Origin of the sequence: Stenotrophomonas sp. ZAC14A_NAIMI4_1, from assembly GCF_003086915.1 — a bacterium.
Lineage (GTDB): Bacteria > Pseudomonadota > Gammaproteobacteria > Xanthomonadales > Xanthomonadaceae > Stenotrophomonas.
Genome location: NZ_CP026002.1, coordinates 1,426,452 through 1,451,605, shown reverse-complemented (window position 1 = coordinate 1,451,605; position 25,154 = coordinate 1,426,452). Strand labels below are relative to the sequence as shown.

The following is a 25,154-nucleotide window of genomic DNA, read 5'->3' as shown; positions in this document are numbered from 1 at the left end:
TGCTCCGTTGGGTGGAAGCGCCGGGTCATTCCCGGCGAAGGGTCGGATCAATCCGATCAATCTGCGAGCTGTTCCCGCAGACGCTGTTCCTGCTGCTGTAATTCGGGAGTGAAGGCTTCGCCGAAATCCTCGGCGGTGATCAGCGGGCGCAGCTCGAGGGTGCCGCCGGCGCCGAACGGAGCACGGCTGGCCCATTCGATGGCCTCTTCCAGCGAGCGCACGTTCCACAGCCAGAAGCCGGCGATCTGCTCGCTGGGCGGCCCGAACGGCCCGGCCTGCACCTGCGGGGCGGCGGCGCCAAAATGAATGCGGCGGCCGCGTGCGGTAGCGTGCAGGCCTTCGCCGGCGAGCATGATGCCGGCGGCGACGAGTTGTTCGTTGTAGGCGCCCATTTCGGCCAGTTCCGCTTCGCTGGGCAGGCGGCCGGCTTCGGAATCGGTGTTGGCTTTGACGATGACCATGACTTTCATGCGGGTCTCCCGTGGGCGGCGTTCTGCGTGCCCTTCATCTGGTACGACGAACCGGGGGGACGGGAATCGACAGGTCAGTTGGAAATTTTTTTCCCGCGCGGAAGGCGCGCCTGCGGCGGGGGATCGGCGAACGGCGGAGCCCCTCCGTGGTGGGTCGCTGAAAGCCCGGGACCTGAGGGTTGGCCGGGAGGGTGGGTTGGCTGGGGGACGCCGTGAATCCGTCCATGGAGGCTCGGTCGCCGCATCCATGCGGCTCACGCCCCCAGCCAACCCACCCTCCCGGCCACGGACACGTTCCCGCGCGTCCACCCCGGAAGATCAAAGGAAAAAGGCAAAAGCAGAAGCAACGGCCAAAGCAGTGCGCTGGCGGCCTCGGCTTTGCGAGCGAAGCGACCCGCTTTTGCTCTTTTCTGTTGATTTTCCGTGGTGGAGGCCGCGGGAAACTGTCAGGGGCCGGTCGGGGTGGGGGCGCGGGACCGCAGGCGCCATGGATGGCGCCTACGAGCCCCCAGGGATGGGTTTACGGCGTGTCCCGCGCCCCCACCCCGACCGGCCAAGCCCGGAGAGCCCCGCTTCTGGCGACCAACCCAACCCCACCACGGAGGGGCCCCGCCGTTCGCCGATCCCCCGCCGCAGGCGGCCTTTCGCGCTGCAGCATGCCCGCAGGCAAACCTGCGCCATCATGGAACCCTGCCCCCACCAGGACCGTGCCATGCAGCAGTACCTGCTCCTCATCTACATCGAACCCGCCCTGCTGCAGGCCCTGCCCAGCGAAGAATTCAATGCCCTGATGCGCGACTGCCTCGCCCACGCCGATCAGCTGCAGGCCGAAGGCACCCTGCTCGCCGCGCAGAAACTGCAACCCGTCGACACCGCCCAGACCCTGCGCGTGCGCGATGGCCACAGCCGCGTGCTCGATGGCCCCTTCGCCGAAACCCGCGAACTGCTGGCCGGCTTCAACCTCATCCGCGCACGCGACCGCGACGAAGCCATGCGCATCGCCCGCGATTTCCCGTGGGCGCGCTTCGGCAGCATCGAGGTGCGGCCACTGGAAGACATGGACGCCGAGCGCGAACGCTGCGGCGCACCGGCGGCGGCTATGGCAGCAGCCGCACCCTGATCTCGCGCTTGCCGATGCCTTCATTACCGCTGTAGTCGCGCGCACTGCCGCGGATGATGTACTCGCCCGGCGGCAAGGCAGCCGGCTGCCAGCGCCCGGTTTCCATCAGCCCGTCGCGCACGGTGTTGGTGGCCAGGTAACGGAACCGCGTGACCGCACTGCCATGCACGGTGATGCCACTGTCCGGCGCATAGGCCACCTTCACCGCCTGCTTCTGCGGCGGCATCCGGTTGAACACGATGTTCCAGCGCGGCTGCTCGTAGCCCTGCAGCGGCTGCCCGGCGGCATCGAGGATCTGGTAACCCACCTGGTACGGCCCCAGGCGGCGGCGCGGCAGGTTGTTGTCCACCTGGTCCCACGCTTCCACCACGATCTGCACGCCACGCCCCTGCCGGGCCAGCATCACCACGCCATCGCTGCCGGCGGCCAGCGGCTGGTCGTTGTCATCCAGCAGGCCGACATCGGTGATGCGCGGTGCGAAGTGATCGGCGTAACCGGTGAAGCCCAGCGCCACCGCATTGGTCTCGAAACCGCTGGTGCCCACCTGCAGGTGCACGTGCGCCTGGCTGTTGATGCTGCCCAGGCGGTCGCCGACGTGGATGCGCGTGCCACGACGCACGCGGATGCGCTCCAGCTTGCCGTCCTCGCTGTACAGCGGCTGCCAGCGCGCGTCGAACGGCTGGCCGGCGGGCGTGCGGCCCACCCGCATGTGGATGTAGTTCAAGCGCCCCACCGCCAGCCCTTCGGCCTGGCCGCCCAGGTTCCAGGCTGCGATCGGGCTGCTGATCTTGCCGTCGGCGATGGCCAGCACGGTCTGGCCGACGTCGCCGCGCACATCGAAGCCGCCGTGCAGGTGGTGGCGGCTCTCGCCAGTGAAGGTGCCGCGCACTTCGCCCAGCGTGCCGACCACTTCATGCCAGCCCTCCTGCGGGGCCAGCGGCCAGCGACCGCCGGTGTCGGGCAGTGCGGCATCCGCAGCCGGGCCCACCAGCGCAGGCGCGGGCAGCGCGCCCACCGCCAGCGGGCGCACGCGGTGCACGCGATAGCCGGCGGCGTCGGCCACCAGCAGGCTGCCATCGTCTTCCACGGCCAGCCCGCTGGGCCGGGCCAGGCGTGGCAGGCGGTCGTTGCCGAGCAGCGTCACCTGGTGGCCCTGCGGGGTCACCTGCACCAGGCGCCCGGCAAAATCACCCACGTACAGCACGCCATCGTGGGTCGTGGCCAGCGACAGCGGTCCGTTGATCACCCCATCGTTGCCGACCACGGTGCTGACCGTGCCATCGGCGCCGACGCGGCGCACCGCGTTGTTGAAGAAGTCGGCCACCAGCAGCGCACCGTGCGCATCGAAGGCCAGCGCCACCGGGGTGTCGAAGCGGGCCTCGCCCGCCACCGCATCGGCGAAGTCGGGGCGATCGCCACCGGCCAGGGTACGCACGTTGCCATCGGTGCCGATCACCCGGATGCGGTCGTTCCAGGTATCGGCCACGAACACCTGGCCCTGCGCGTCCACGGCAATACCCATCGGGCCATCGAAGCGCGCCTGCGCCGCCGGGCCATCAGCGAAGCCCTGGGTGCCACCGGCCACGGTCTTCACCTGGCCATCGGTGCTGATACGGCGGATCGCGTGGTTGCCGGTGTCGGCCACGTACAGGTTGCCCTGCGCATCGGCGGCGATGCCCGACGGCGTATTGAAGCGGGCCTGCAGGCCCGGCCCATCGGACAGGCCCTCGCCCTGCCCGGCCACCGTTTCAACGCGGCCATCGGCCAGAAGGCGGCGAATGCGGTTGTTGTCGCCGGCATCGGTGAAGTACACGCTGCCATCGGCGCTGCGCAGCAGTGCATAGGGTTCGGCGAAACGTGCCTGCGCCGAGGCGCCGTCGCGGTCGCCGGGGTAGCCATCACCGGCCAGCGGCTCGATCTGCGCGGTCCAGGCCAGCGGCGTGGGTTGCGGGCCAACGGGCGTGTCCGGCGCCTGTGCGGGGCGTTCCCACCAGGTCGCGGCCAGCGCAGCTGCCGTTGCCACCACCACCACACCCACCGCCATCCATTGCCGCCGTGCCATCGCTCGCGTTCGCCCTTCCCTGAAAGAGGCCACGACGATAGACGCTGGTTGCAACGGCGTCGAGCACGGCGCTTGTGCTCGTCCTGCAATCGGGCTTCAATCAGCGCACTCCATGGAAGGGTTGCCTGCATGCCAGTTCGTGTGTCCGCTCCGTTTCCCCGCGCCCTGCTGGCACTCTCGTTCTGCTTCGTGCCTGCGATATGGGCCGCGAATCTTCCGCCACAGACGCTGGCCAGCGCGATGTCCGAGGCCACCCCGTCCGAGCAGTTGGCAATGGGCTGGGCTGCCGCCCAGCAGGGCGATTACACGCGCGCCCGCGGACTGCTGGCACGCCTGCGGGCCTACCCGCAACTGGCGCGCAGCGGCAACGAAATGCAGGCCAACGCCTACGAACTGGAGGCCTGGCTGACCCTCGTGGACACGCACACCGACGAGGCGCTGGCTCTGCTGCGCAAGGCGCAGGTGCTCACGCCGGAGCGGACCTATCCGCGCGACACGCGATCGCTGTTCTATGCGCGCGCCGGCCGCCCTGCCGACGCTGCGCGCGCCCTGTGCGAAGCCCTGGCGTGGAACGGTGACAATGCCACTGCACGCTTCGAGCCAGTGCTGGTCAACCATCTGACACAGGCCCTGCGGGACGACAATGCAGCGCTTCAGCCGCTGCTGCAGGCGCTGTTTGATGCGCAGTGGACCGATGAGGGCCAGGATCCCCAGCACCGCTGGCAACGGCTGGCCGAACTGCAGGCCGACGCCGGCCAGACCGAGGCCCTGCAGCGCACGGTCGCGCGTATCGATCAGCCGATGCCACTGCTGCACCTGAGCATTGACCGCCGCTTCGATGTCGCGATGGCGGCCCGCGCCACACCGCTCTCCGCCGAAGCTGCGCTGCCCGCCTACGTGGCTCTGCTGCGCGGCAACGTGCAGGCACATCCCGACCAGCTGCCCCGCGTCACTGCGTTGCTGACCGCCCTGCTGCAGGCCGGCGACAACACGGGCCTGCTCGAGGCCAGCGCGCCGTTCGCCGACGCCACGCCCGCGTTCTTTGTGCACGACGATGAGGCCATGATGGAGATGGCCTGGCTGCTCAACCTGCGCGCGGAGGCGCAGCGCCGGCTCGGCCAGACCGACGCGGCGGTCGCCACGCTGCGCCACGCCATGTCCTTCGGTCCAGATGGCCATGCCGCTGTCGGCCAGCAGTTGAACCTGGCCCTGTGGCTGGCCGATGACCGGCAGCCCGCGCAGGCCCTGGCCCTGATGGAAGAACTGCACGACATCAGCGACTACGGAAAGAGCGTGGCCGATCTGGTCCGGGTGGTGGCCTACCAGCAACTGGGTGACGCGGCGGCCGTGGCGCGCGCGACCGCCGCCATTGCCGGTCGCAAGGGCAATGATCGCGATCCTTACCTGCATGCGCTGCTGGCCCAGGGCCGCCAGGACGACGCCGCAGCAGAGATCATCCGACGTCTGCGCAGTGTGGATACCCGGCAGAACATGCTGCAGGAAGCACAACAGTACGGTGATATTCCGAGGTGGCCACTGGCCGCCGAACGTGACGTGCTCCTGCAGCAGCTGCTGCAGCGCGGCGATGTACGCGAGGCCATCGCCGCCGTCGGCACGCGCGGGCGGCATGCGCTCTACCCCTTCGAGTAAGCGCTACTTCGCCGGCACTTCGCTGCGGATGCCCATCGCTTCCCGGTAGCGCGCGTACAACGCCATCACCTTGTCCACGTAGGCCTGGGTTTCGGCATACGGCGGCACGCCCCTGTAGCGGGTGACCGCACCGATGCCGGCGTTGTAGGCGGCCGCCGACAGCGCGCGATCGCCGTTGTAGCGCCGCAGCAGCGCACGCATGTAGCGGGCACCGCCGTCGATGGACTGCTGCGGCGAGAACGGATCGCGCACGCCGTACTCCAGCGCGGTATCGGGCATCAGCTGCATCACCCCCTGCGCGCCCTTGCTGGAGACGGCCAGCGCATCGAAGTTGCTCTCGGCATGGGCGATCGCGCGCAGCCAGGCGTCGTCGACACCGGTGGCCTTGGCGGCCGCCTTGAACTGCTTGGCATGCTGGGCCAGCTGCGGCTTGCCGACCCTGCCCAGGCCTTCGTGGGCCGGCTCACCGGGCGGGGTGGCGACGGTGAATTTCAGGAACACGCGCGAACCGGGCAGGTTGCGGGTGGAATAGACCAGTGCTCCGTCCTGCTCGCGTTCGTACAGCACGCCGCTGAAGACGCCCATGTTGCCCCACAGGTTGGGGGCCTGGATGGCGTTGTCGTCGATCTCCTTCGGCGTACAACGGGAGCCCGGCTCCGGCGCGGTGGCCAGGCTGACCGTGTTGCCCTGCACGCAACGGTAGACCGTGCGGGCACTGGCCAGGCCCGGCAGCAGCAACAGCACAATGAGGACGAGGCGGAGGGTCATGGCGGCCGGATGATCCGGCCGCGCCTGCGAAATTCTGGTGAATCCCGGTAGAGTCGACCGTTGGTCGACTGCTCTCCCGATCAGAACGCGAAACTCCGCGCTGCGCGATAGTCGACCAACGGTCGACTCTACCCCGCCCGCCTCCGCAGCCAGTACCCCGCGCCCAGCAGCACGAACCAGACCGGGCTGGCCACCAGGGCCTGGCGCGTGTCGGCCTGCAGGCTCAGCAGCACCAGCACGCCGGCGAAGAACACCAGGCACGCCCAGCACATGGCGACGCCGCCGGGCATCTTGAAGATCGACGCCGCCGGTAGAGTCGACCGTTGGTCGACTGCTCTCCCGATCAGAACGCGAAAACCCCGCGCTGCGCGCGATAGTCGACCAACGGTCGACTCTACCCCGCCCGCCTCCGCAGCCAATACCCCGCGCCCAGCAGCACGAACCAGACCGGGCTGGCCACCAGGGCCTGGCGGGTGTCGGCCTGCAGGCTCAGCAGCACCAGCACGCCGGCGAAGAACACCAGGCACGCCCAGCACATGGCGACGCCGCCGGGCATCTTGAAGATCGACGCCGCATGGCGTTCCGGGTAGCGGCGGCGGTAGACCATGTAGGCCACCAGGATCAGCGACCAGACGAAGATGAAGAGCACCGTTGCCAGCGTCGTCACCAGGGTGAAGGCGGTCACCAGGTTCGGGATCAGGTAGATCAGCAGGGTGCCGCCCAGCAGGCACAGGCACGAGAACAGCAGGCCGCGGGCCGGCACCGCCGCGCGCGACAGGCGCGACAGGCCGCGCGGGGCGTGGCCCTCTTCGGCCAGGCCGTACAGCATGCGGCTGGTGGAGAAGATGCCGCTGTTGGCCGACGAGGTGGCCGAGGTCAGCACCACGAAATTGATCAGGCTGGCCGCGGCGGGGATGCCGGCCAGCACGAACAGCTGCACGAACGGGCTCTTGTCCGGCACCACCTGGCGCCACGGCGTCACCGCCATGATCGCCACCAGGGCCAGCACGTAGAAGATGAGGATGCGCACCGGGATCGAGTTGATCGCCTTGGGCAGGTTGCGCTCCGGGTCAGCGGTTTCGGCGGCGGTGGTGCCCACCAGCTCGATGCCGACGAAGGCGAACACCGCGATCTGGAAACCGGCGAAGAAGCCGACCAGGCCCATCGGGAACATGCCGCCGTCATTCCACAGGTTGGACAGCGAAGCGGTATGCCCGCTGGGCGAGGTGAAGCCCCACGCGACCAGGCCGGCACCGGTGATGATCAGCGCGCAGATGGCCACGATCTTGATCAGCGCGAACCAGAATTCCATTTCGCCGAACAGCTTGACCGTCACCAGGTTCAGGCCCAGCAGCAGCATCACGCACAGCAGTGCGGGTATCCATGCCTGCAGTTCGGGGAACCAGAACTGCGCATAGGCGGCGATGGCGATGACATCGGCGATGGCGGTGACGATCCAGCAGAACCAGTACGTCCATCCGCAGAAGAACCCGGCCCAGGGGCCGAGCAGATCGGTGGAGAAATTGATGAAGGATTTGTACTGCAGGTTGGACAGCAGCAGCTCGCCCATCGCCCGCATCACGAAGAACAGCATCGCGCCGATGATGAGGTAGACGAACAGGATGGACGGGCCGGCCAGGCTGATGGTCTTGCCCGACCCCATGAACAGGCCGGTACCGATGGCACCGCCGATGGCGATCAGTTGCAGGTGGCGGTTGGACAGGCTGCGGCTCAGGTGTTCGGGGGGCGTGGCGGGCTCGGTCATGGGCGCGGGAAGGGGCGGGTGAAGTCCCCGACGGTAGTCCTCTGCGGCGCCGGGCGCCAGCGTCCCGCTGGGTGAACGCGTCAAATCGCAGCGCTTTCATCCCAATGCGCCCCCTCCATGGCCCCGCCCATTTCCCCCGGCGCTGCAACATGCTCAGATAGCGCATCCGACCAAGGACCGGCCCGCCATGCGCAGCGCCCTGCCCCGCCCGCTGGAAACCCTGCCATGAGCCGCCTGGGCGTCATCATCGGGGCGACCGTGCTGTCGATCCTGGTGGCCATCGTGCCGATCGCCGCGATGGTCTATGCCACCTGGAACAGTGCCGTCGGCCTGGAACAGCGGCGCCTGCACGAGATCGCCGAACGCACCCTGCGTCGCGCCGACGTCTCCTACCAGGAATCGCTGGCCGTGTTGAAGTCAGCCGAAGCGTCGCGCCTGCCCCCGTGCAGCGCCGCGCACGTGCGGCGCCTGCAGACGCTGGTGATGACCACGCCCTCGGTCGACCAGATGGGCTATTTCGAGGCAGGGAAGCTGCGGTGCACCTCGTGGGGTGCGTTCGAGGGGGAGGTCGCCCAGCCCACCCCGGACCATGTCACCAGCGATGGCGCCGGCATCAAGGTGGACGTGCGCCCGCAGGCCACCGAGCAGCGCAAGGTGCTGTCCATCCAGTACGGCTCATACGACACGCTGGTCGACCCGCGCCGTTTCGTCGATGTCATCGCCGACCCGCAGGTGCGCCTGGCCCTGGCCAGCCCCGACGGCCGCCTGCTGTCCAAGCAGAGCGGCATCGACGAGGCCCTGCTGGCGCGGCTGCTGCGCGAGCCCGGCGAGGGTCTCGATAACGACACCCTGTACGCCACCGCCCGCAACAACGAGTGGCTGGCCATCGCCACCGGGCCGCGTACCGCGCTGGCGGCCACCTTCCGCCAGCAGGCCTGGCTGTTCGTGCCGGTGGGGCTGCTGCTGGCGGGCATCGGCACCGGCGTGGTGATCTGGTTGTCGCGCCGCCGCCTCTCGCTGCGTGGCGAGCTGGCCATCGCCATCCGCCGCCGCGAGCTGTACCTGCACTACCAGCCCATCATCGAGCTGGAGACCGGCATCTGCGTCGGCGCCGAAGCCCTGGTGCGCTGGCAGCGCCCCGACGGCACCCAGGTGCGGCCGGACATCTTCGTGCCGCTGGCCGAGGAACACGGCCTGATCACCGCGCTCACCGACCTGGTGATCGAGAACGTGGTGTCGGACATGCGCGATCTGCTGGTGCAGGACCGCAGCGCGCACATCGCCATCAACCTCGCGGCCGAGGACATCATCAGCGGCCGCGCGTTGAAGTCGATCACCCAGCGCATGGCCGGCAGCGGCATCCTGCCGCAGCAGATCTGGCTGGAAGCCACCGAACGCGGCTTCCTTGATGCCGACCGTGCACGCACCATGCTGGCCGCCGCGCGGCGCGCCGGCCACAGCATCGCCATCGACGATTTCGGCGTCGGCTATTCCAGCCTGCAGTACCTGGAACAGCTGCCGCTGGATGCGCTGAAGATCGACAAGTCGTTCGTCGATGCCATCGGCACGGAGAGCGCCACCAGCCCGGTCACCCCGCACATCATCGACATGGCCAGGGAACTGGGCCTGTGGGTGGTGGCCGAAGGCGTGGAAACCGAACCGCAGCTGGCCTACCTGCACAGCCAGCAGGTGCAGTTCGGGCAGGGCTGGCTGTTCTCGCGCCCGTTGCCGCGCGATGCGTTCATCGCCTTCCACCACCAGCGCCAGCAGCGCTACGGCGCCGCGCGCGAGGACATGCAGAACCCACGCAGCGTGCCGATCGAACAGGCCGGCGCGGAAGAATGACGGCCAACGGCGGAGCCCCTCGTGGCGGGGCGGCGTGCGCAATGATCGCGTGCTTGGCCGGGGCGGTGGGGCTCGCGGGGGACGCCGTGAATCCATCCATGGAGGCTTGTCCGCCGCATCCATGCGGCAGACACCCCCGCGAGCCCCACCGCCCCGTCCTCTGACACATTGCTGCGGCGTCACACCACGGAATCAACAGAAAGAGCAAAGGCAAACGCGGGTCGCTGCGCTCAGTAGATCCACGCCATGCGTGGATGACGCAGCCCTGGTAGTGCCGGCCGCTGGCCGGCAACCCCATGCAACAGCCGCTACACCCAGGCCTTCGGCCGCGCCCACAACCACGCCGCGCACACGGCCAGCAACAGCAGCGGCAACCACGCCAGCTGCCCTGCGCCAACCGACTGCAGCACCACGCCACCCGCCACGCCGCCTGCGGCAATCGCCAGGTTCCAGCCGGTCACCAGCATCGACTGCGCCAGGTCGGCCGCGGCACCGGCACGGCGGGCGACGGCGGTCTGGAACAGCGTCGGCACCGCGCCAAACGCCACGCCCCACAGCACGCTGGCCAGCAGCAGCACCTGCGGCACGCCCGGCCACAGCAGCAGCGCCGCCACCGCCAGCACGAAACCGGCCACCGCCGCCCACACCAGCGCGCGCAGGTGGCGATCCACGCCCCAGCCGGCAATGCCGATGCCGGCAACGGCGGCCACGCCAAAGGCCAGCAGCACGCGGTCCAGCCAGTGCTGCGCGTTGGCCAGGATCGCCAGCGGCTCGATGTAGGTGTACAGCACGTTGTGCGCCAGCACGTACAGCGCCATCACCAGCAGGGTGCTGCGCACGCCGGGCAGGCGCCACACCGTGCCCAGCGGCACCCGCTGGCCGCCGCCCGCCGCCGGCAGTGCAGGCACCGCCCAGCGCACCCAGCCCAGCAGCAGCACCGCCAGCAGCGCCATCAGGCCGAACGCCCAGCGCCAGCCGATCTGCTGGCCCAGCAGCGTGCCCGCCGGCACGCCCAGCGACAACGCCAGTGGCGAACCCACCATCGCCACCGCAATCGCCCGTCCCTGCAGCGCCGGCACCACCATGCGCGCGGCATAGCCCGCCACCAGCGACCACAGCAGGCCCGCACCCACGCCTGCCAGGAAGCGCACCACCAGCAGCAGCGTGTAGTTGCTGGTCAGCGCCGTCAGTGCGTTGACCACAACGAAGCCGGCAATCGCCGCCAGCAGCAACGGCCGGCGGGGCAGCCGCTGGGTCAGCGCGGTCATGGGCAACGCCGCCAGCACCGACCCCAGTGCATACACGCTCACCAGCTGGCCCACGGCCGCATCGCTCACGCCCAGGCTCTGCCCCATCGGCCGCAGCACGCCCGCCGGCAGGGTCTCGGTCAACAGCGTGATGAAGCTGCCCCCGGCCAGGGCCAGCAGGCCGTTCCACGGCAACCGCGTGGCTTCACCCGCAGGCGACGATGCATCAATTGCATGGCCGCTCATCGCGCCGCCTCCAGATCGCGGTACACCGCATCGCGCAGGTCATCGACGAACGCGCCGTGCATCCCCTCGTAGAGAGTGTTGGTGAGCGCCACCACGCTGAGGCCACGCGCCGGGTCGACGAACCAGCTGTGGCCGTAGGCACCGCCCCAGCGCCACGTGCCCACGCCCTGCGGCGTGCCTGATGCGGCGGGGTCGCGCAGCACCGCAAAGCCGAGGCCGAAGCCCCAGCCCGGCGGATCGGCAGGCCCCTGCCCGCCCACCTGCGGGCAGCCCATCTCGCCCACCAGCGCCGGCGGCAGCACGGCGGTCGCCTGCACATCACGCAGGGCCTCCAGCACGGTCATCACGTCATCGGCGCTGCCGATCAGGCCAGCGCCCGCCGAGGCATAGCGGCTTGCATCGGTGGCACGCGCCAGGCTGTACTCGATGCCCACGGTGCCATCGAACGGCGCGACGATCTCGCCCTCCTGCAGGCGGTGCGGCTGCGGCACATCACTGGCATAGGCGGTGGCCAGCCGCGCGCCCTGCGCGGTGCTGAAGCCGGTATCGCGCAGTCCCAGCGGCTGTGCCAGCAGGCGATCGAACAGCTGCTGCAGCGTCTGCCCGCTCGCCGCTTCGGCCACGGCACCGGCCACATCCACGCCCAGCGAATACAGCCACTGGCTGCCCGGTGCGAACAGCAGCGGTACCTGGCCGATGCGCTGCACGTTGTCCTGCAGGCTCACCGGATTGGCGTCCATGCCATCGCTGACGCCGGCACGCGCATACGGCCCTGTGGCGTCGGCTTCGAGGAAGCGGTAGCCCAGGCCACTGCTATGGCTCAGCAGCTGCCGCAGGCTGATCGGCGGCACGCTGCCGTCGGCCAGCGCCGGGCGGAACGCCGGCAGCCAACGCTGCACCGGCGCATCCAGATCGAGCACGCCGTCGGCCACCAGGCGCAGGATCACCGTGGTCAGCAGCGGCTTGCTCACCGATGCCAGGCGGAACAGCTGGTCGCGCTGCATCGGCGTACCCGCCTCGCGGTCGGCCAGGCCGCTGGCGCTGGCATGGCGCAGCACGCCGTGTTCGCGCACCAGCACCACCGCACCCACCAGGCGCTGCGGGTGGGCCTGCTGCAGCACGTGGGCCACGCCGGGCAGTGTGGGCGTGGATGCGTCGACAGGAAGAGCATTCATGGGGCAATCCTTGGGGGGAGGGCCGCCACCTTAGGCAGCGCGCGCCGCTGCAAAAAGCGGGGCGGCGCTCCGCGCTTCGCGGACCGGCAGGTCCGCAATCGGCGCCCCGCACGGACAGCACGGGCGGGCTGCCAGCGCAGCGGTGTTGAACCGCAGTGTTGCAACGGCCACCTAGCCGCACGCTGCAACTGGCCCTACCCTGCGGTTTTCCCGCTGCGCCGCCCATGTCCGTCCTCGACAACCTCGCCAACCTGCAGACCTTCGTGCATGCCGCCGACACCCGCAGCTTCGTCGAGACCGGCCGCCTGCAGGGCATCTCCGCCTCGGCTGCCGGCAAGTGCGTGGCACGGCTGGAGCACGCGCTGGGCGTACGCCTGTTCCACCGCAGCACGCGCAGCATCACCCTCACCGCAGAAGGCCAGCTGTTCCTGGCGCGCTGCCGCCGCATCCTCGCCGAGCGCGATGCTGCACGCACCGAACTGGCCCAGCCGCACGCCGCACCCAGTGGCACGCTGCGCATCAGCCTGCCGCTGGTGGGTGACCTGACCCTGCCGTTGCTGGCCGATTTCATGGCTGCCTATCCGGACATCCGCCTCGACCTGGATTTCAGCGACCGCCTGGTCGATGTCATCGAGGAAGGCTTCGATGCCGTGCTGCGTGTCGGCGAACCCAGCGATTCGCGGATGAATGCCCGGCGCCTGGGCGTGTTTCCACGGCGCATCGTCGCCTCACCCTCCTACCTGCAGCGGCGCGGCGTGCCCAAGGTGCCGGCCGACCTGCTGCAGCACACCCTGCTGCACTACAAGTTCCCCAGCAGCGGCAAGCTCGAGCCGTGGCCGGTGCAGTGGCCGGACGAACAGGCTGCGCAGGACCTGCCGGTGCACATGGTCGCCAATACCATCGAAGCACGGGTGGAACTGGCCCTGCGCGATATCGGCCTGGCCTTCGTGCCGGTGCACTCGGTGCGCGATGCCCTCGCCGAGGGCCGCCTGGTCACCGTGCTCGATGAGCACGTGCATTCCTGCGGCACCTTCCACCTGCTGTGGCCCTCCGGCCGCCACGTGCTGCCGAAGCTGCGGGTGTTCATCGATTTCATCAGCGCGCGGCTGGATACCGTGCCCTGACCGCCTTTGTAGAGTCGAGCCATGCTCGACTGCGCTTCGAGAGCAGTCGAGCATGGCTCGACTACAGTTCGCATGCCTGCGGGCGTTATAATCCCCCCTCATTCCTCCAAGAGGCTCGCGACCGATGCGCCAGTGATGCCGCCGTCTTTCCACTAGACGGCCCGACTCTTCCCGCCCCTGTGCGCAGGGGAGAACCAGGCATCCCATGGAGGTCGCATGACCACGCATTCCCTCGCGCTCGATCGCGTGTCCTATCGGTTGGCCGATGGCCGATCGCTGTTTTCCGAACTGTCGTTTTCCTTTGAACCGGTGGCCACCGGCCTCGTCGGCGCCAATGGCGCCGGCAAGAGCGTGCTCGCGCGCCTGCTGGGCGGGCAACTGCTGCCCGACAGCGGCCAGGTACGTAGCAGCGGCCGGGTCTTCCTGCTGCCCACGCCCGGTTATCCGCCACGCGGCTCGGTCGGCGAACTGGCCGGCGTCGGTGATGCACTGGCAGCGCTGGTGCGCATCGAAGCCGGCAGCATCGACGAAGCGGACTTCGCCTGCGTCGGCGACCGCTGGGACCTGCGCGAACGCCTGCAGCAGCAATGGCATGCCCTCGGCTTGCCCGATGACCTGCAGCCCACCCAGCCAGCCGCGCGCCTCAGTGGCGGCCAGGCCATGCGCGTGGCCCTGTCCGGCGCATGGGCCAGCGGTGCCGACTGGCTCATCCTCGACGAGCCCAGCAATCATCTGGATGCGCGCAACCGCCAGCAGCTGTACCAGCAGCTGCAGCGCTGGCCGGGCGGACTGCTGGTCATCAGCCACGACCGCGAACTGCTGGCCAACATGCAGCAGATCGTGGAACTGGATGCACGCGGGCTGCACCGCTATGGCGGGCCCTGGCAGCACTATGCCGACGCGCGCGCGGCCGAGCGCGATGCCGCCGCCGCGCAGCTTGACCATGCCCGCGCGCAGCACCGCCAGCAGCAACGCAGCGCGCGCGAACAGCACGAACGCCAGCAGCAGCGGCAGGCGCGCGGCAACCGCGATGCCAAGCAGGCCAACCAGGCACCGATCCTGCTGGGCGGGCAGAAGCAGCGTGCGGAGGCCACCCAGGGCCGCGCGCAGCAGATCCAGGCCGACCGCCTGCAGGCCAGCGCGCAGCAGCTGCGCAGTGCGGCGGCAGCCGTGCAGGCCGCCCCCGAACTTGCCCTGTTTGCCAGCGATGGCGAGCGTGGCAGCGCGCGCCTGCTGCAGGCACACGATCTGGTGCTACCGCACGGTTGCAGCGCACCGCTGCAGCTGGAGATCCGCCGTGGCCAGCGCATCGCCGTGGTGGGCGACAACGGCAGCGGCAAATCCACCCTGCTGCGCGTACTGGCCGGGCAGCTGCAGGCGCGTGCGGGCGAGGTGCAGCGGCATGCACCGCTGGCCCTGCTCGACCAGCAACTGCTGGCCCTGGCTGGCGAGCGCAGCATCCTCGATACCGTGCAGGCGGCCAACGCGGCCGCAGACCCGGCCGAGCTGCGCACACGGCTGGCCCTGCTCGGGCTGGATGCACACCGCATCCAGCGCCCCGCCAGCAGCCTCAGCGACGGCGAGCGGGTGAAGGGTGCCCTGGCCAGCGTGCTCTACGCGCAACCCGCGCCGCAGCTGTTGCTGCTGGACGAGCCCGGCAACGCGCTGGACCTGACGGCACTACAGGCACTGGAATCGCTGCTGGGTGCGTGGGAAGGCGGACTGGTGATGGTCAGCCATGACAACCACCTGCTGCGTGCGTTGCGGCCAACGCAGGTGCTGCAGGTGGGCGGCGATGGCTGGCAGTGGCGCGACGCGTTGTAGCAGACCCGGGGTCGGATCCCTTTTGCCACGCAAAAGGGCTCTGACCCCGGCCCGATGACCGCGACATCCACGCATGGCTGCTTCTGCCCTCATCGCTTCCACACCGGAAACGCCTGCGGCAACTGCTGCCACAACAACGGCCCCGCGCGCAGTTCGCTGTCGTTGAGCAGGCACGCATCCAACGCCGCGCGCACCGCACGCTCATCCATGTGCACGCCAATCACCACCAGCTCCTGCCTGCGGTCGCCCCAGAGCGGGTGCCAGAGGCGGGCCATCGCCGCGTGTGCCTCGCCATCCGGGAATTCCTCCCGCCCCGGCAGCGGCGCGCTCCAGCAGTCGGCCTGCTGGCGTGCCCAGCCCAGGTCGCTGTACGGCAGCGGTGTCGGCGGCAACAGCGGCGTGGTGTCCTCATTGCCGGCACGCACGCGCTCGCGCGCCGCGTACCAGAAGCCAGCCGCCTGCGTACGCGTCGCCGCACCCACGCTGCTCAGCTCGCCCACCCAGTCCATGCGGTTGGCTAGCCAGAACCAGCCCTTGCTGCGGATCACCCCGGGCATGCCCTCCTGCAGTGCGCGGGCGAAACGCCCCGGGTGGAAGGGCCGGCGCGAGCGGTACACGAAGCTGCCGATGCCGTACTCCTCGGTTTCCGGCGTGTGCTCGCCGCGCAGTTCCTTCACCCAGCCTGGTGCCTGCTGTGCACGGTCGAAGTCAAAGCGTCCGGTATCCAGCAGCTCGCGCAGCGGCACATCGCCAAACGTGGACAGCAGCAGCTTCGCATCGCGGTTCAGGCCGCGCAGCACCGCCAGCGTGTCCTGCAGCACGTCCTCATCGGCCTGGTCGACCTTGCTCACCACGATCACATCGGCAAACTCCACCTGCTCGCACAGCAGGTCCACCACGCCGCGGTCATCGTCCGGGCCGGCCTGCTGGCCACGCTCGGCCAAGCGCAGGGTCGATCCGAAATCAGCGAGGAACGCACTGCCATCGACCACGGTCACCATCGTGTCCAGGCGCGCGATGTCGCTCAGGCTGAAGCCCTGTTCGTCGCGTACGGCGAAGGTGGCAGCCACCGGCATGGGCTCGCCGATACCCGTGGATTCGATCAGCAGGTAGTCATAGCGCCCGGCATCGGCCAGGCGCCGTACTTCCTGCAGCAGGTCGTCGCGCAGGGTGCAGCAGATGCAGCCGTTGCTGAACTCCACCAGCGTTTCCTCGGTGCGGCGCAGCTCGGCACCACCGTCGCGCAGCAGCTGCGCATCGATGTTGACCTCGCTCATGTCGTTGACGATGACTGCCACGCGCAGACCATCGCGGTTGCGCAGGATCTGGTTGAGCAATGTGGTCTTGCCGGCCCCCAGGAAGCCGGACAGCACGGTGACCGGCAGGCGGCGGTCGGCGCGGGAAACAGGGTTCATGCGGGGCGAAGGGCTGCGGATGGAAATGTTACTATATAACATTAAATGGCCACGACGCAGCCGGCGGACTGCCGGCCAGCGGCCGGCACTACCGGGTCATTTGCCGTAGCGGCGCAGCAGTTCCACCAGTACTTCGGCTTCAGCCGCCCGCTGCTGCGGGTCCTCGGCGGCCACCACGTGTTCCTGCAGGTGCTCGTGCAGCAGCTCCATCAGCAGGCTGTGCGCCGCGCCACGCACGGCGGCCACCTGCACCAGCACGTCCGCGCAGTCGCCCGCCGCGCCCTCCGGGCGGTCCAATGCCTGCTCCAGCGCCGCCACCTGGCCGCCGATGCGGCGCACCCGGGTCAGCAGTTGTTTCCGGTTCTTGTGTACATGTGCCATGGACGTATCGTATACCCTATGGGGGTATCCTTCCACTCATGAATGCCCCCATGCACCTGGACGCCCTCGCCGCCTCCCGCCGCCACGACCATCGCTTCGACGACGGCAATCCACTGGCCGAACGCAATACCCGCCGTGCCATGTGGCTCACCGTCAGCATGATGTTCATCGAGATCTTCGGTGGCTGGTGGTTCAACTCCATGGCCGTGCTGGCCGATGGCTGGCACATGAGCTCGCACGCCCTGGCGCTCGGCCTTTCGGTGTTCGCCTACCGCTGCGCACGGCGCTACGCGCACGACCCGCGCTTTGCCTTCGGCACGTGGAAGATCGAGATCCTGGCCGGCTACACCAGTGCCATTGCCCTGCTCGGCGTGGCCGCGCTGATGGCCGTGCAGTCGCTGCAGCGCCTGTGGGTGCCTGCGCCCATCCACTACGACGAGGCCATCCTCATCGCCGTGGTCGGCCTGGGGGTGAACCTGTTGTGCGCGTGGTGGCTGCACGACAGCCCGGGCCATGCCCACCACCATCACGGCCACGGGCATGGCCACGACCATGGACACGACCATGACCATGACCACCACGATCACGCGCATGGTCCTGCCCATGGCCACGACCTCAACCTGCGCTCGGCCTACATGCATGTGCTGGCCGACGCCGCGACCTCGGTGCTGGCCATCGTTGCGCTGCTCGGCGGCAAGCTGTGGGGCGCCGCTTGGCTGGACCCGGTGATGGGCCTGGTTGGCGCCGTGCTGGTGACGGTCTGGGCCGTCGGCCTGCTGCGCGACAGTGGCCGCGTGCTGCTCGATGCGCAGATGGACGCGCCGGTGGTCGCGGAAGTACGCGAAGTGATCGAACAGGGGCCCTGGCCGGCACGCCTGGCCGATCTGCATGTGTGGCAGGTGGGCCGTGGCAAGTACGCCGTGGCTGCCAGCGTGGTCACCAGCGATGTCGATCTGGATGCCGACCAGCTGCGCCAGGCGCTCGCCGTGCACGAAGAACTGGTACACGTGACGCTGGAAATCCATCGCACGGCGTGATGCCGCAGTGCGCCAGATCGTAGAGTCGAGCTTGCTCGACTGCTCCTGCCCGAAGCCAAAGCAGTCGAGCAAGCTCGACTCTACAAATGCGGGCGGCTACAGCTTGAACAGCATCCGCAACAGGTAGAGCTTCAACGGCAGCGCGCTCAACAGCGCGCCGCCGATGCCCAGCCACGCATGGCGCTCATCCCGCGCCCGCGCCGCCACGGCCAGCCCCAACCCGACCACTGCCGAGGCCAGCACCCCCACGCTCAGCCCGGCCGCCGGTGCGCTGCCGCCAAAGGCCAGCGCCGCCAGCCAACCAGCGACCCACCCGGCCAGCAGCCCCAGCCAGCTTGCCAACCCACACCACGGTGCCTTGCCCTGTGCCATCGCAGCTCCCCGGTTCTTGCCGATTATCGGTACGGGCAGGCCCTGCCCTCGCCCTACACTAGCGGCACCTGCCCCGTCGGGACATCCCATGCGCGCGCTCCGCCTGCTGCTGCCCGGCACCTTCCTGCTGCTGGGCGCCTGTTCCGGCGATACCCAGCTGCCGTTCTCCTCCGATCCCCTGCAGGGCTGCTTCACCACCAGCACGCGCAAACCCGCCGAGTTCCGCATCGACAAGGAAGGCGGGCAGTACTTTGTCTCCTTCGAGCGCGACGGCCACTGGCAACGCGAGCCCAACGCACTGACCCTGGCCAGCCGCACCGACATCGCCCGCTACTTCCGCGACGATGCCGAACAGATCGACAGCGCCCTGATCCGTCGCGCTGGCGGCTTCGGCCTGTTCCACACCAAGCGGGGCGCCTCGCTGAAGGCCAAGGCGGGCGACAGCGACTACATGGCCCTGCTGCTGATCGGTGCAGGGCCGGTGTATGCGGTGAAGTGCGACTGATCTGCAACTTTCCTGATGGTGTTGCGCTGCTGCAGACCCGAGGCTGGCCGCTTTTGGGGCCACGCCATGCTGCTGTCGCTGCTGCTTGCCGTCGTGCCGGTCACCACCACCGGTGCCTATGACGAAATGCGCCTGACCGACGATGGCAGCATGCTCTACGAATACGTGCGGCAGCCACCCGCGACCCAGGCCGTGCATCGCCGCGCCTGCGCGCTGCAGGGCGGTAGTCCTTCCGAAGGTGTCAGTTTTCTCGCCGGCCCGGGCACCACGCACGGCTCTGGCTGCAGCAGTGCCCCCTGAAAGATACCCGGCCCGTCCCTGCCGGGCTCACGGCCGGTCGGGTACCATGCCCTCCCCCGCCCAGCCCCGGTATCCGCCGTGACCCATTACACCGGCCCCCTGCTCACCCGCGACAGCGCCGATGCCCTGCGCCGCGCGCACGACAAGGGCGCTGCCGACTGGCAGGGCTCGCTCGACCTGGGCCGCAGCCAGGATGCCGTCGGCCTGGACGCCGCGGGCTTCAGCTTCCGCGGCCGGCCGTACCCGTGGCCGGGCAAGCTGAAGGACCGCACGCTGTACTACTGGGATGGCGAGGACTTCGCGCCGATCTCGCGCTTCAGTGGTTCGCTCATCAAGCTGGTGCCCACCGAGTGGGGCGCGCCCACCTTCGAGATCGATGGCATCAAGATGCTGCCGACCTCCAAGCTGTCGCCGTTCGAGGACGCCCGCCGCAAGGTCGAACTGGTCGCCCCGGCAGGTAAATCCATCCTCGATACCTGCGGTGGCCTGGGCTACTTTGCCGCCTGCGCGCTGGAAGCCGGCGTCGGCCAGATCCGTTCGTTCGAAAAGAACGCCGACGTGATGTGGCTGCGCACGCTCAACCCGTGGTCGCCCGACCCGGAGTCGGCCGCCGCCGGTGGCCGCCTGCAGTTCGGCCAAGGGGATGTCTCGCAGCAGATCGAACAGGTGGCCAGCAACAGCGTCGATGCCATCCTGCACGACCCGCCGCGCTTCGGCATCGCCGGCGAGCTGTATTCGCAGGCGTTCTACGACCACCTCGCGCGCGTCATCCGCAAGGGTGGCCGCCTGTTCCACTACACCGGTGCGCCGAACAAGCTGACCAGCGGCCGCGACGTACCGCGCGAAGTCGCCAAGCGCCTGGAAAAAGCAGGCTTCAAGGCCGAGCTCGCGCTGGACGGCGTGCTGGCCGTCAAGCGCTGACGGCTAGCGGCCGGCCGTCATTCGTAATCGACCCTGGCCAGCGTCTTCACCCATTGCGGCACTGCCGGCTCGTTGCCGTAGTAGTCCTTCGGCTTCTTCTCGGCCATCGCCCAGCGGTGCAGCCAGCTGGGGCCATAGCGGCCATCGTAGCCCTGGGTGCCGCGCGCATACGCCGGGTCGCGCAGCGCCTCTTCCAGCGAAACGAAGCGATAGCCGCGGCGCTTGGTGGCGGCCACCAGCTCGGCAAACGTTGCTGCATTGAGTTCGTTGGCATGCATCAGCCACACCTGCGGCAGGGCATATCCCAGCAGTGTCTGCGACTGCTGCTCGTAGTAGTCCAGCTTGTTCAGCATGTAGGGCACGTAGCCCTTGCGCAGGCGCGCCAAGGTGGCCGCGCGCTCGGGTGAATCCGGCTGTTCGTTCATCACGTTGGCGTAAGCGAACGCCCAGACCCATTCGCCGTTGTCGACGGTCACCGGCGCAATGCGGTACCCGTGCTCGGCGAAGAAGGTATCCATCACCGCACGGTCCTGCGGCGTGCGGCCCGCCCGCAGGTACGGATGGCGCATCCACTGCGGCACCTGGCCGCGCTCGGCCAGCAACGGCTTCAGTACGTCCTCACCGCGCAGGAAATCCTGCTGGAACGCGGCCACGCCCTTGGCGTTCAGATCCATGTGCGACCAGGTGTGGTTGCCCAGCACGTAACCGGCATCGCGCCAGTCGCGCAGCATCTGCACCCGCGCCGGCTGCACCACGCCATCCACTTCCAGCTTGTTGCCGTTGACGAAGCCCACCACCGGCACGCCCGCCTGCTGCAGCTGCGCCATCAGCGCCTCATGACGTGCCTGCAGATCAGGCGGCACGATCTCGTCCAGGCGCGCCCACGGCAGGTCGTCGATGGTCACCGCGATACGGCGATCCACCTCAGCGGCCTGCGCCACCAGCGAAAGCAGCAACAACGGCCCGGCACGCAGCAACGAACGCATCAGTACATCCGGTTTCCGGCGGGAACCGACACTCTACCTGCGCTCACCGCGCCACAGCCACACCCCCATCACCAGCGCGACCAGCAGCACTGCCGCCAGCACCATCGCCAACCGCCCGGGGTTGTGCAGCAGGCCCGCGCTGCTGCCCATGAACAGCGCGAAGGCCTGCTGCGGCACCTGCGCAATGGGCACATCCGGATTGGCCGGGTCCAGCGCGCAGACCACCGGCGCCAGCTTCACCATGCGTGCCCAGGCGGTTTCGGCGCGGTACAGCGCCCAACCGGCCAGCCCCAGCGCGCCCGCGTGCAGCAGCACGTAAGCGATGGCGACCCTGCGCACCCGGCCCGCTGCGTGGCGCACTGCAGACACGCCGGCCAGCACGGCCGCCAGCAACGCCAGCAGCACACCCGAAATGGGAATCCAGCGCAGCTCCACCCAGGGCTGCAGCGCCCGGCCCCGCTCCACCATCGCCATCACCACGGCACTGCGCGAGGCCAGGTCCGGGTGCGCGCAGGCGCCCGCTGCGGGTTCCAGCAGGTACTGCACACGGAAGTGCAAGCCGCCCTCGGCCAGCGCCAGTGCACACAGGGCCAGCACCGGCAGCAGGAACAACGGCGGGCCCAGGCCACGGGCAACAGCGAGGCGCTTCATCCAGCGATGTACTTCGGCGGCACGTGCGCAGTCAGCCACACGCCGTTTGCCGACTGGTGGAACACATGGCCATCGGCATGCATGCGACCGGCATCGATGCTGAGCACCACCGGAGTACCCCGCCGCGCACCCACCTGCAAGGCGGTGTCGCGGTCCAGGGACAGGTGCACGTGCTGGCGCTGGCCAGGGCGCAGCCCCTCGGTGGCAATGGCTTCCAGGAAGCGCGGCACCGTGCCGTGGTACAGCCACGGCGGAGGCACGAGCGGCGCAAGCCCAAGGTCCACCGCAATCGAGTGCCCTTGGCTGGCGCGGATACGCAGGCCATCGTCGCTGATGGCAAAGCGCCGCTTGTCGTTCTCCTGCACCAGCCGATCCAGGCTCGCACGGTCCAGCGGCAGCCCATGCAGGCCCAGCCGCTGCAGCAGGTCATCAATGCCGGCCCAACCCTGTGCATCCAGCTGCAGGCCGATCTTCTGCGGTTCGTGCCGCAGCACCAGGCTCAGGAATCTGCTGGCCTGGTCAAGGGAAATGTCCTTTTCCATGGGCATAGCCTGACGCACTGCAGCGGCGAATGCCAGCGCCCATCCGCCGCATCACTCCACTGCCGACAGCGGCAGCGTCCGCCACAGCCATATCCCCACCACCGTCGCTGCCAGCAGCAGCGCGCTTACCACCATCGCCAGGCCATCCGGCAGCTGTGGCACCGGCAGGCCAGCGCCGGCCAGCATCTGCGGCACGGTGCTGTGCCCCCCGCTCGTCGCGTCCTCCTCCAGGGCGGTGGGGCCGGCCATGCATGCCGCCGGCAGGCCGGTCACCATGCCTGTCCACACCTGTTCGTACAGGCGCAGCAGCTGCATCGCCAGGGCCAGCACCAGCAGATGCAGGCCAAACAGGCCCCACGTCCCCCGCGACGGCTCGCCCCGTGTCCGGCGCAGCAGGTTCACGCTCACCGCGAGCGCGCCCAGCAGCGATGACAGCAGGGCGCTCACCACCACCCAGCACACAGGCTGCCAGTCATCCAGCGCACCCGCGCGTGCCAGCAGCAGATCCGCCACATGCAGGCGCGCCACCGGGTCGTGGCCGCCACATGCTGGCAGCAGTGGCGTCGGGAAGGGTTCCAGCAGCAGCTGCGTGCGGTGGTGGAAGTGCCTAACCGCCAGTCCCAGCGACGCCAGCGCCAGGCCGTGCAACAGGAACAGCATCAGTCCAGCGCCACAGAGGCGCCTGAGGCGGGCAGTCATGAAGGCCACGCGGTGCATCCCAGCAAAGGTTGGGCATCCTAGCGGCACAGCGCGGCGCTGTCGGCAGGCAGAAGCGACACCGGCCGCCATCTCGGCCATCATGTACGTCCTGCACAGGACGGCAGCACGCACCACGCAATGAGCGACTCACAGATCTACGCGCTGTACCTGCTTGCCTGCCTGGTCACCTGCGGCATTCCCTTCGCACTGGCCGCGTATGGCTTCATCAAGGTGGTCGATGCGCGGCTGGCCAAGCTGCCGCCCCGCGTGCTGGTCTCCCCGCTCGGGCCACACAGCCCCACGCGCCGGCAACGCAAACGGTACTGGCGCGCCATGCGCAGGAACCCGGAATCGCTGACCTACAAGGTTCAGGCGAAAGCGCCACGGTGGTGGTCATTCGTGGGCGCAGCCCTGTTCATCACCATCATCGCCGTGTGGGCGTGGCTGATGCCCAACCCGGCACGCTTCAACGTGATGGTTCGCAACGCCTTCGGCTACACCGCCAACGTGGCCGAGGTGCGCATCGTGCAGCATCAGCACGGCGAACTGCTGCTGCGCTGGGCGCCCGTGGTCGTGCGCACCCCGCAGTACATCGTCCTGCCGCGCTATTCACGCGGGCCCATGTCCCGCATCGTCGGTTACCACGCCGATGTCCTGCCCCCGCTGGCGCGCCAACAGGGTGATGTGCTGCAGGTCGCCATGCCCATCCGCGCCGATCCCGCCGTGCTGCGGCGCGAACTGGCCAGGGCCAGTGGCCTGCCCGAGCAGGACATCCACATGCAGCAGCGCACGTTGGTGCCTTGGCGGGAAGACGGCTGGGAATCCTGGCCGATGGAGGAAGACGAGCCCGCGCGCTAGCCCCGCGGCAGCTTGGCGGCCCACATGTTGTCCACCAGGTTCGGGTAGCGCCGGCCGTTCTCCTCGGCCCGCTGCCGCGCCGCCGCCTTCTGCGCGTCAGACAGCGGCTGCTTCTTCTGCCCCTTCGGGTTGGGCTTTTTCCAGGGCGGCGTGCGTGCGGTGGGCATGGTGGCAGTATGCGCGTGCCGGGTTACTTCTTCAGGAAGTTCAACAGCGCCAGATTGAAATCATCAGCATGGCTGGTGTTGCAGCCGTGCGGCGCATCCTTCAGCAGCACCAGCTCGCTGCCGGCCAGCGCCGCATGCGTGCGCTCGCCTGAGCCTTCGAACGGCACGGTCGCATCCGCGTCGCCGTGCAGGATCAGTGCAGGCACCGTCACGCGCTTCAGGTCAGCCCTGAAATCGGTGGTGGCAAACGCTTTCATGCACCCCAGTGCCGCCGTCTGGTCGGACTGGTGGCACAGCGCGATCGCTGCCTGGCGTTCCTCTTCGGTCACCTTCAGCTTGCCGTTGGCACTGAAGAAATCGCGGGTGAAGCCGTCGAAGAATTCCTCGCGGTCCTTCTCCAGGCCTTGGCGCATATCGTCGGCCTTTGCCTGCGGCAATGGGCCATCCGGATTGTCATCCGTCTTCAACAGGTACGGCGGCACGGCTGACGCGAAGACCACGCTGTGCAGGCGGTCCTCGCCATGGTTGTTGATGTAGCGCGCGACTTCGCCGCCGCCCATCGAAAAGCCGACCAGGCTGACATCCTTCAGATCGCGCTCTTCGATCAGTGCTGCGAGGTCGGCAGCCAGGGTGTCGTAGTCATAGCCTTCGGTGGGCTTTTCCGAGCGGCCAAAACCGCGCCGGTCGTAGCTGATCACGCGATAGCCGGCGTCGCGCAGGATCGGCACCTGTGCCTTCCAGGCCTCGGCCGAGAGCGGCCAGCCGTGGATGAGGATGACCGGGCGGCCGGTGCCGCCGGTGTCTTCGATGTGGAGGCGGACGGAAGAAGCAGTCATGGGAGCTCCCAGGGGAAGGAAGGCCCAAGCCTAGGGAGCCGGGGCGTCAGACCCCGTGAGAGATTTGGCGGGCGCGCTGACGCGGCCTACACGTGCGGCGGCGGGCGGATCGCGAGGTCAATCCACGCCAGCTTGTCGCGTTCAGCCGGATTCCCAGCCAGATCCGGCATCGCCGATTGTCGCTATCC

The 25,154-nt window shown here is 68.9% G+C and carries 25 protein-coding genes and 1 pseudogene; 10 read left to right on the top strand and 16 right to left on the bottom strand.

Annotation, left to right across the window (positions count from 1 at the left end; genetic code table 11):
• Positions 1–56 precede the first annotated feature (56 nt).
• The gene (locus C1926_RS06725; RefSeq protein WP_108758677.1) at positions 57–470 is read right to left on the bottom strand and encodes a YciI family protein; all 414 of its coding nucleotides are present in this window, start codon (positions 468–470) and stop codon (positions 57–59) included.
• Positions 471–1,182: 712 nt separating this feature from the next.
• Here C1926_RS06725 and C1926_RS06720 point away from each other — a divergent pair.
• Entirely contained in the window at positions 1,183–1,590 is a 408-nt protein-coding gene (locus tag C1926_RS06720) for a YciI family protein (protein ID WP_079225071.1), read from the top strand.
• Here C1926_RS06720 and C1926_RS06715 read toward each other — a convergent pair.
• Positions 1,568–3,652: a gluconolaconase gene (locus C1926_RS06715; protein WP_108758676.1), complete on the bottom strand. Its 2,085-nt coding sequence runs from the start codon at positions 3,650–3,652 to the stop codon at positions 1,568–1,570. The genes C1926_RS06720 and C1926_RS06715 overlap by 23 nt on opposite strands.
• A 240-nt stretch (positions 3,653–3,892) precedes the next feature.
• Here C1926_RS06715 and C1926_RS06710 point away from each other — a divergent pair, with 240 nt between their 5' ends.
• A complete protein-coding gene (locus C1926_RS06710; RefSeq protein WP_108758675.1) occupies positions 3,893–5,302 on the top strand; it encodes a hypothetical protein in 1,410 nt (469 codons plus the stop codon).
• A 3-nt stretch (positions 5,303–5,305) separates the two neighbouring features.
• Here the strand turns inward: C1926_RS06710 and C1926_RS06705 are convergent, their stop codons facing one another.
• The 3 genes and pseudogenes from C1926_RS06705 to cycA all read right to left on the bottom strand — a co-directional run bounded on the left by C1926_RS06705 (position 5,306) and on the right by cycA (position 7,835).
• On the bottom strand, positions 5,306–6,070 hold the full coding sequence (locus tag C1926_RS06705; protein ID WP_108758674.1) for a lytic transglycosylase domain-containing protein: 765 nt from the start codon (positions 6,068–6,070) through the stop codon (positions 5,306–5,308).
• A gap of 128 nt (positions 6,071–6,198) precedes the next feature.
• Positions 6,199–6,378 (bottom strand): annotated as a pseudogene (locus C1926_RS06700) (D-serine/D-alanine/glycine transporter); the annotation flags it as partial.
• A gap of 86 nt (positions 6,379–6,464) precedes the next feature.
• Positions 6,465–7,835 (bottom strand): D-serine/D-alanine/glycine transporter, encoded by a 1,371-nt coding sequence (gene cycA / locus C1926_RS06695; protein WP_108758673.1) that lies wholly within the window; start codon positions 7,833–7,835, stop codon positions 6,465–6,467.
• A gap of 225 nt (positions 7,836–8,060) precedes the next feature.
• Between cycA and C1926_RS06690 the strand changes: the two genes are divergently transcribed.
• Positions 8,061–9,680, top strand: a complete 1,620-nt coding sequence (locus C1926_RS06690) for an EAL domain-containing protein (RefSeq protein ID WP_108758672.1) — start codon at positions 8,061–8,063, stop codon at positions 9,678–9,680.
• Between the two features lie 308 nt (positions 9,681–9,988).
• Here the strand turns inward: C1926_RS06690 and C1926_RS06685 are convergent, their stop codons facing one another.
• Positions 9,989–11,173: an MFS transporter gene (locus C1926_RS06685; RefSeq protein WP_108758671.1), complete on the bottom strand. Its 1,185-nt coding sequence runs from the start codon at positions 11,171–11,173 to the stop codon at positions 9,989–9,991.
• Complete coding sequence (locus C1926_RS06680) at positions 11,170–12,348, bottom strand: serine hydrolase domain-containing protein (protein WP_108758670.1); 1,179 nt, start codon at positions 12,346–12,348, stop codon at positions 11,170–11,172. Before C1926_RS06680 ends, C1926_RS06685 begins: the two co-directional genes overlap by 4 nt.
• 224 nt (positions 12,349–12,572) lie before the next feature.
• Between C1926_RS06680 and C1926_RS06675 the strand changes: the two genes are divergently transcribed.
• Together C1926_RS06675 and C1926_RS06670 are read left to right on the top strand one after the other, a co-directional pair.
• On the top strand, positions 12,573–13,472 hold the full coding sequence (locus C1926_RS06675; protein ID WP_108758669.1) for a LysR family transcriptional regulator: 900 nt from the start codon (positions 12,573–12,575) through the stop codon (positions 13,470–13,472).
• Between the two features lie 216 nt (positions 13,473–13,688).
• Positions 13,689–15,296: an ATP-binding cassette domain-containing protein gene (locus C1926_RS06670; protein ID WP_108758668.1), complete on the top strand. Its 1,608-nt coding sequence runs from the start codon at positions 13,689–13,691 to the stop codon at positions 15,294–15,296.
• An 89-nt stretch (positions 15,297–15,385) separates the two neighbouring features.
• Here the strand turns inward: C1926_RS06670 and C1926_RS06665 are convergent, their stop codons facing one another.
• Complete coding sequence (locus C1926_RS06665; protein ID WP_108758667.1) at positions 15,386–16,711, bottom strand: GTP-binding protein; 1,326 nt, start codon at positions 16,709–16,711, stop codon at positions 15,386–15,388.
• A 96-nt stretch (positions 16,712–16,807) separates the two neighbouring features.
• Positions 16,808–17,092 (bottom strand): metal-sensing transcriptional repressor, encoded by a 285-nt coding sequence (locus C1926_RS06660; RefSeq protein WP_079220449.1) that lies wholly within the window; start codon positions 17,090–17,092, stop codon positions 16,808–16,810.
• A 50-nt stretch (positions 17,093–17,142) separates the two neighbouring features.
• Between C1926_RS06660 and dmeF the strand changes: the two genes are divergently transcribed.
• Complete coding sequence (gene dmeF, locus C1926_RS06655; RefSeq protein WP_108758666.1) at positions 17,143–18,129, top strand: CDF family Co(II)/Ni(II) efflux transporter DmeF; 987 nt, start codon at positions 17,143–17,145, stop codon at positions 18,127–18,129.
• A gap of 96 nt (positions 18,130–18,225) precedes the next feature.
• On the opposite strand, the gene C1926_RS06650 is transcribed toward dmeF, so the two are convergent.
• The gene (locus C1926_RS06650; RefSeq protein ID WP_108758665.1) at positions 18,226–18,501 is read right to left on the bottom strand and encodes a hypothetical protein; all 276 of its coding nucleotides are present in this window, start codon (positions 18,499–18,501) and stop codon (positions 18,226–18,228) included.
• Positions 18,502–18,589: 88 nt separating this feature from the next.
• On the opposite strand from C1926_RS06650, the gene C1926_RS06645 reads away from it, so the two are divergent.
• From C1926_RS06645 to C1926_RS06635, 3 genes are all read left to right on the top strand, one after another.
• Positions 18,590–19,006: a hypothetical protein gene (locus C1926_RS06645; protein WP_108758664.1), complete on the top strand. Its 417-nt coding sequence runs from the start codon at positions 18,590–18,592 to the stop codon at positions 19,004–19,006.
• A 66-nt stretch (positions 19,007–19,072) separates the two neighbouring features.
• Complete coding sequence (locus C1926_RS06640) at positions 19,073–19,306, top strand: hypothetical protein (protein ID WP_108758663.1); 234 nt, start codon at positions 19,073–19,075, stop codon at positions 19,304–19,306.
• Between the two features lie 78 nt (positions 19,307–19,384).
• Positions 19,385–20,227, top strand: a complete 843-nt coding sequence (locus C1926_RS06635) for an MnmC family methyltransferase (RefSeq protein WP_108758662.1) — start codon at positions 19,385–19,387, stop codon at positions 20,225–20,227.
• Between the two features lie 17 nt (positions 20,228–20,244).
• On the opposite strand, the gene C1926_RS06630 is transcribed toward C1926_RS06635, so the two are convergent.
• From C1926_RS06630 to C1926_RS06620, 4 genes are read right to left on the bottom strand one after another with little or no spacing between them, the layout of a single operon-like run.
• Entirely contained in the window at positions 20,245–21,213 is a 969-nt protein-coding gene (locus tag C1926_RS06630) for a polysaccharide deacetylase family protein (protein ID WP_108758661.1), read from the bottom strand.
• 33 nt (positions 21,214–21,246) lie between these two features.
• Positions 21,247–21,864 carry a hypothetical protein gene (locus C1926_RS21430; protein ID WP_159095043.1) on the bottom strand — a complete coding sequence of 206 codons (618 nt, stop codon included), beginning with the start codon at positions 21,862–21,864 and terminating at the stop codon, positions 21,247–21,249.
• Positions 21,861–22,406, bottom strand: a complete 546-nt coding sequence (locus tag C1926_RS06625) for an RNA 2'-phosphotransferase (RefSeq protein WP_108758660.1) — start codon at positions 22,404–22,406, stop codon at positions 21,861–21,863. Before C1926_RS06625 ends, C1926_RS21430 begins: the two co-directional genes overlap by 4 nt.
• A gap of 51 nt (positions 22,407–22,457) precedes the next feature.
• Entirely contained in the window at positions 22,458–23,066 is a 609-nt protein-coding gene (locus C1926_RS06620) for a hypothetical protein (RefSeq protein WP_108758659.1), read from the bottom strand.
• A gap of 177 nt (positions 23,067–23,243) precedes the next feature.
• On the opposite strand from C1926_RS06620, the gene C1926_RS06615 reads away from it, so the two are divergent.
• Positions 23,244–23,963 (top strand): hypothetical protein, encoded by a 720-nt coding sequence (locus C1926_RS06615; RefSeq protein ID WP_108758658.1) that lies wholly within the window; start codon positions 23,244–23,246, stop codon positions 23,961–23,963.
• Here C1926_RS06615 and C1926_RS21660 read toward each other — a convergent pair.
• Positions 23,960–24,130, bottom strand: coding sequence for a hypothetical protein (locus C1926_RS21660; protein ID WP_174208929.1), 171 nt, complete (start codon positions 24,128–24,130; stop codon positions 23,960–23,962). The genes C1926_RS06615 and C1926_RS21660 overlap by 4 nt on opposite strands.
• A 23-nt stretch (positions 24,131–24,153) precedes the next feature.
• Positions 24,154–24,966, bottom strand: a complete 813-nt coding sequence (locus C1926_RS06610; RefSeq protein WP_108758657.1) for an alpha/beta hydrolase — start codon at positions 24,964–24,966, stop codon at positions 24,154–24,156.
• Between the last annotated feature and the right edge of the window lie 188 nt (positions 24,967–25,154).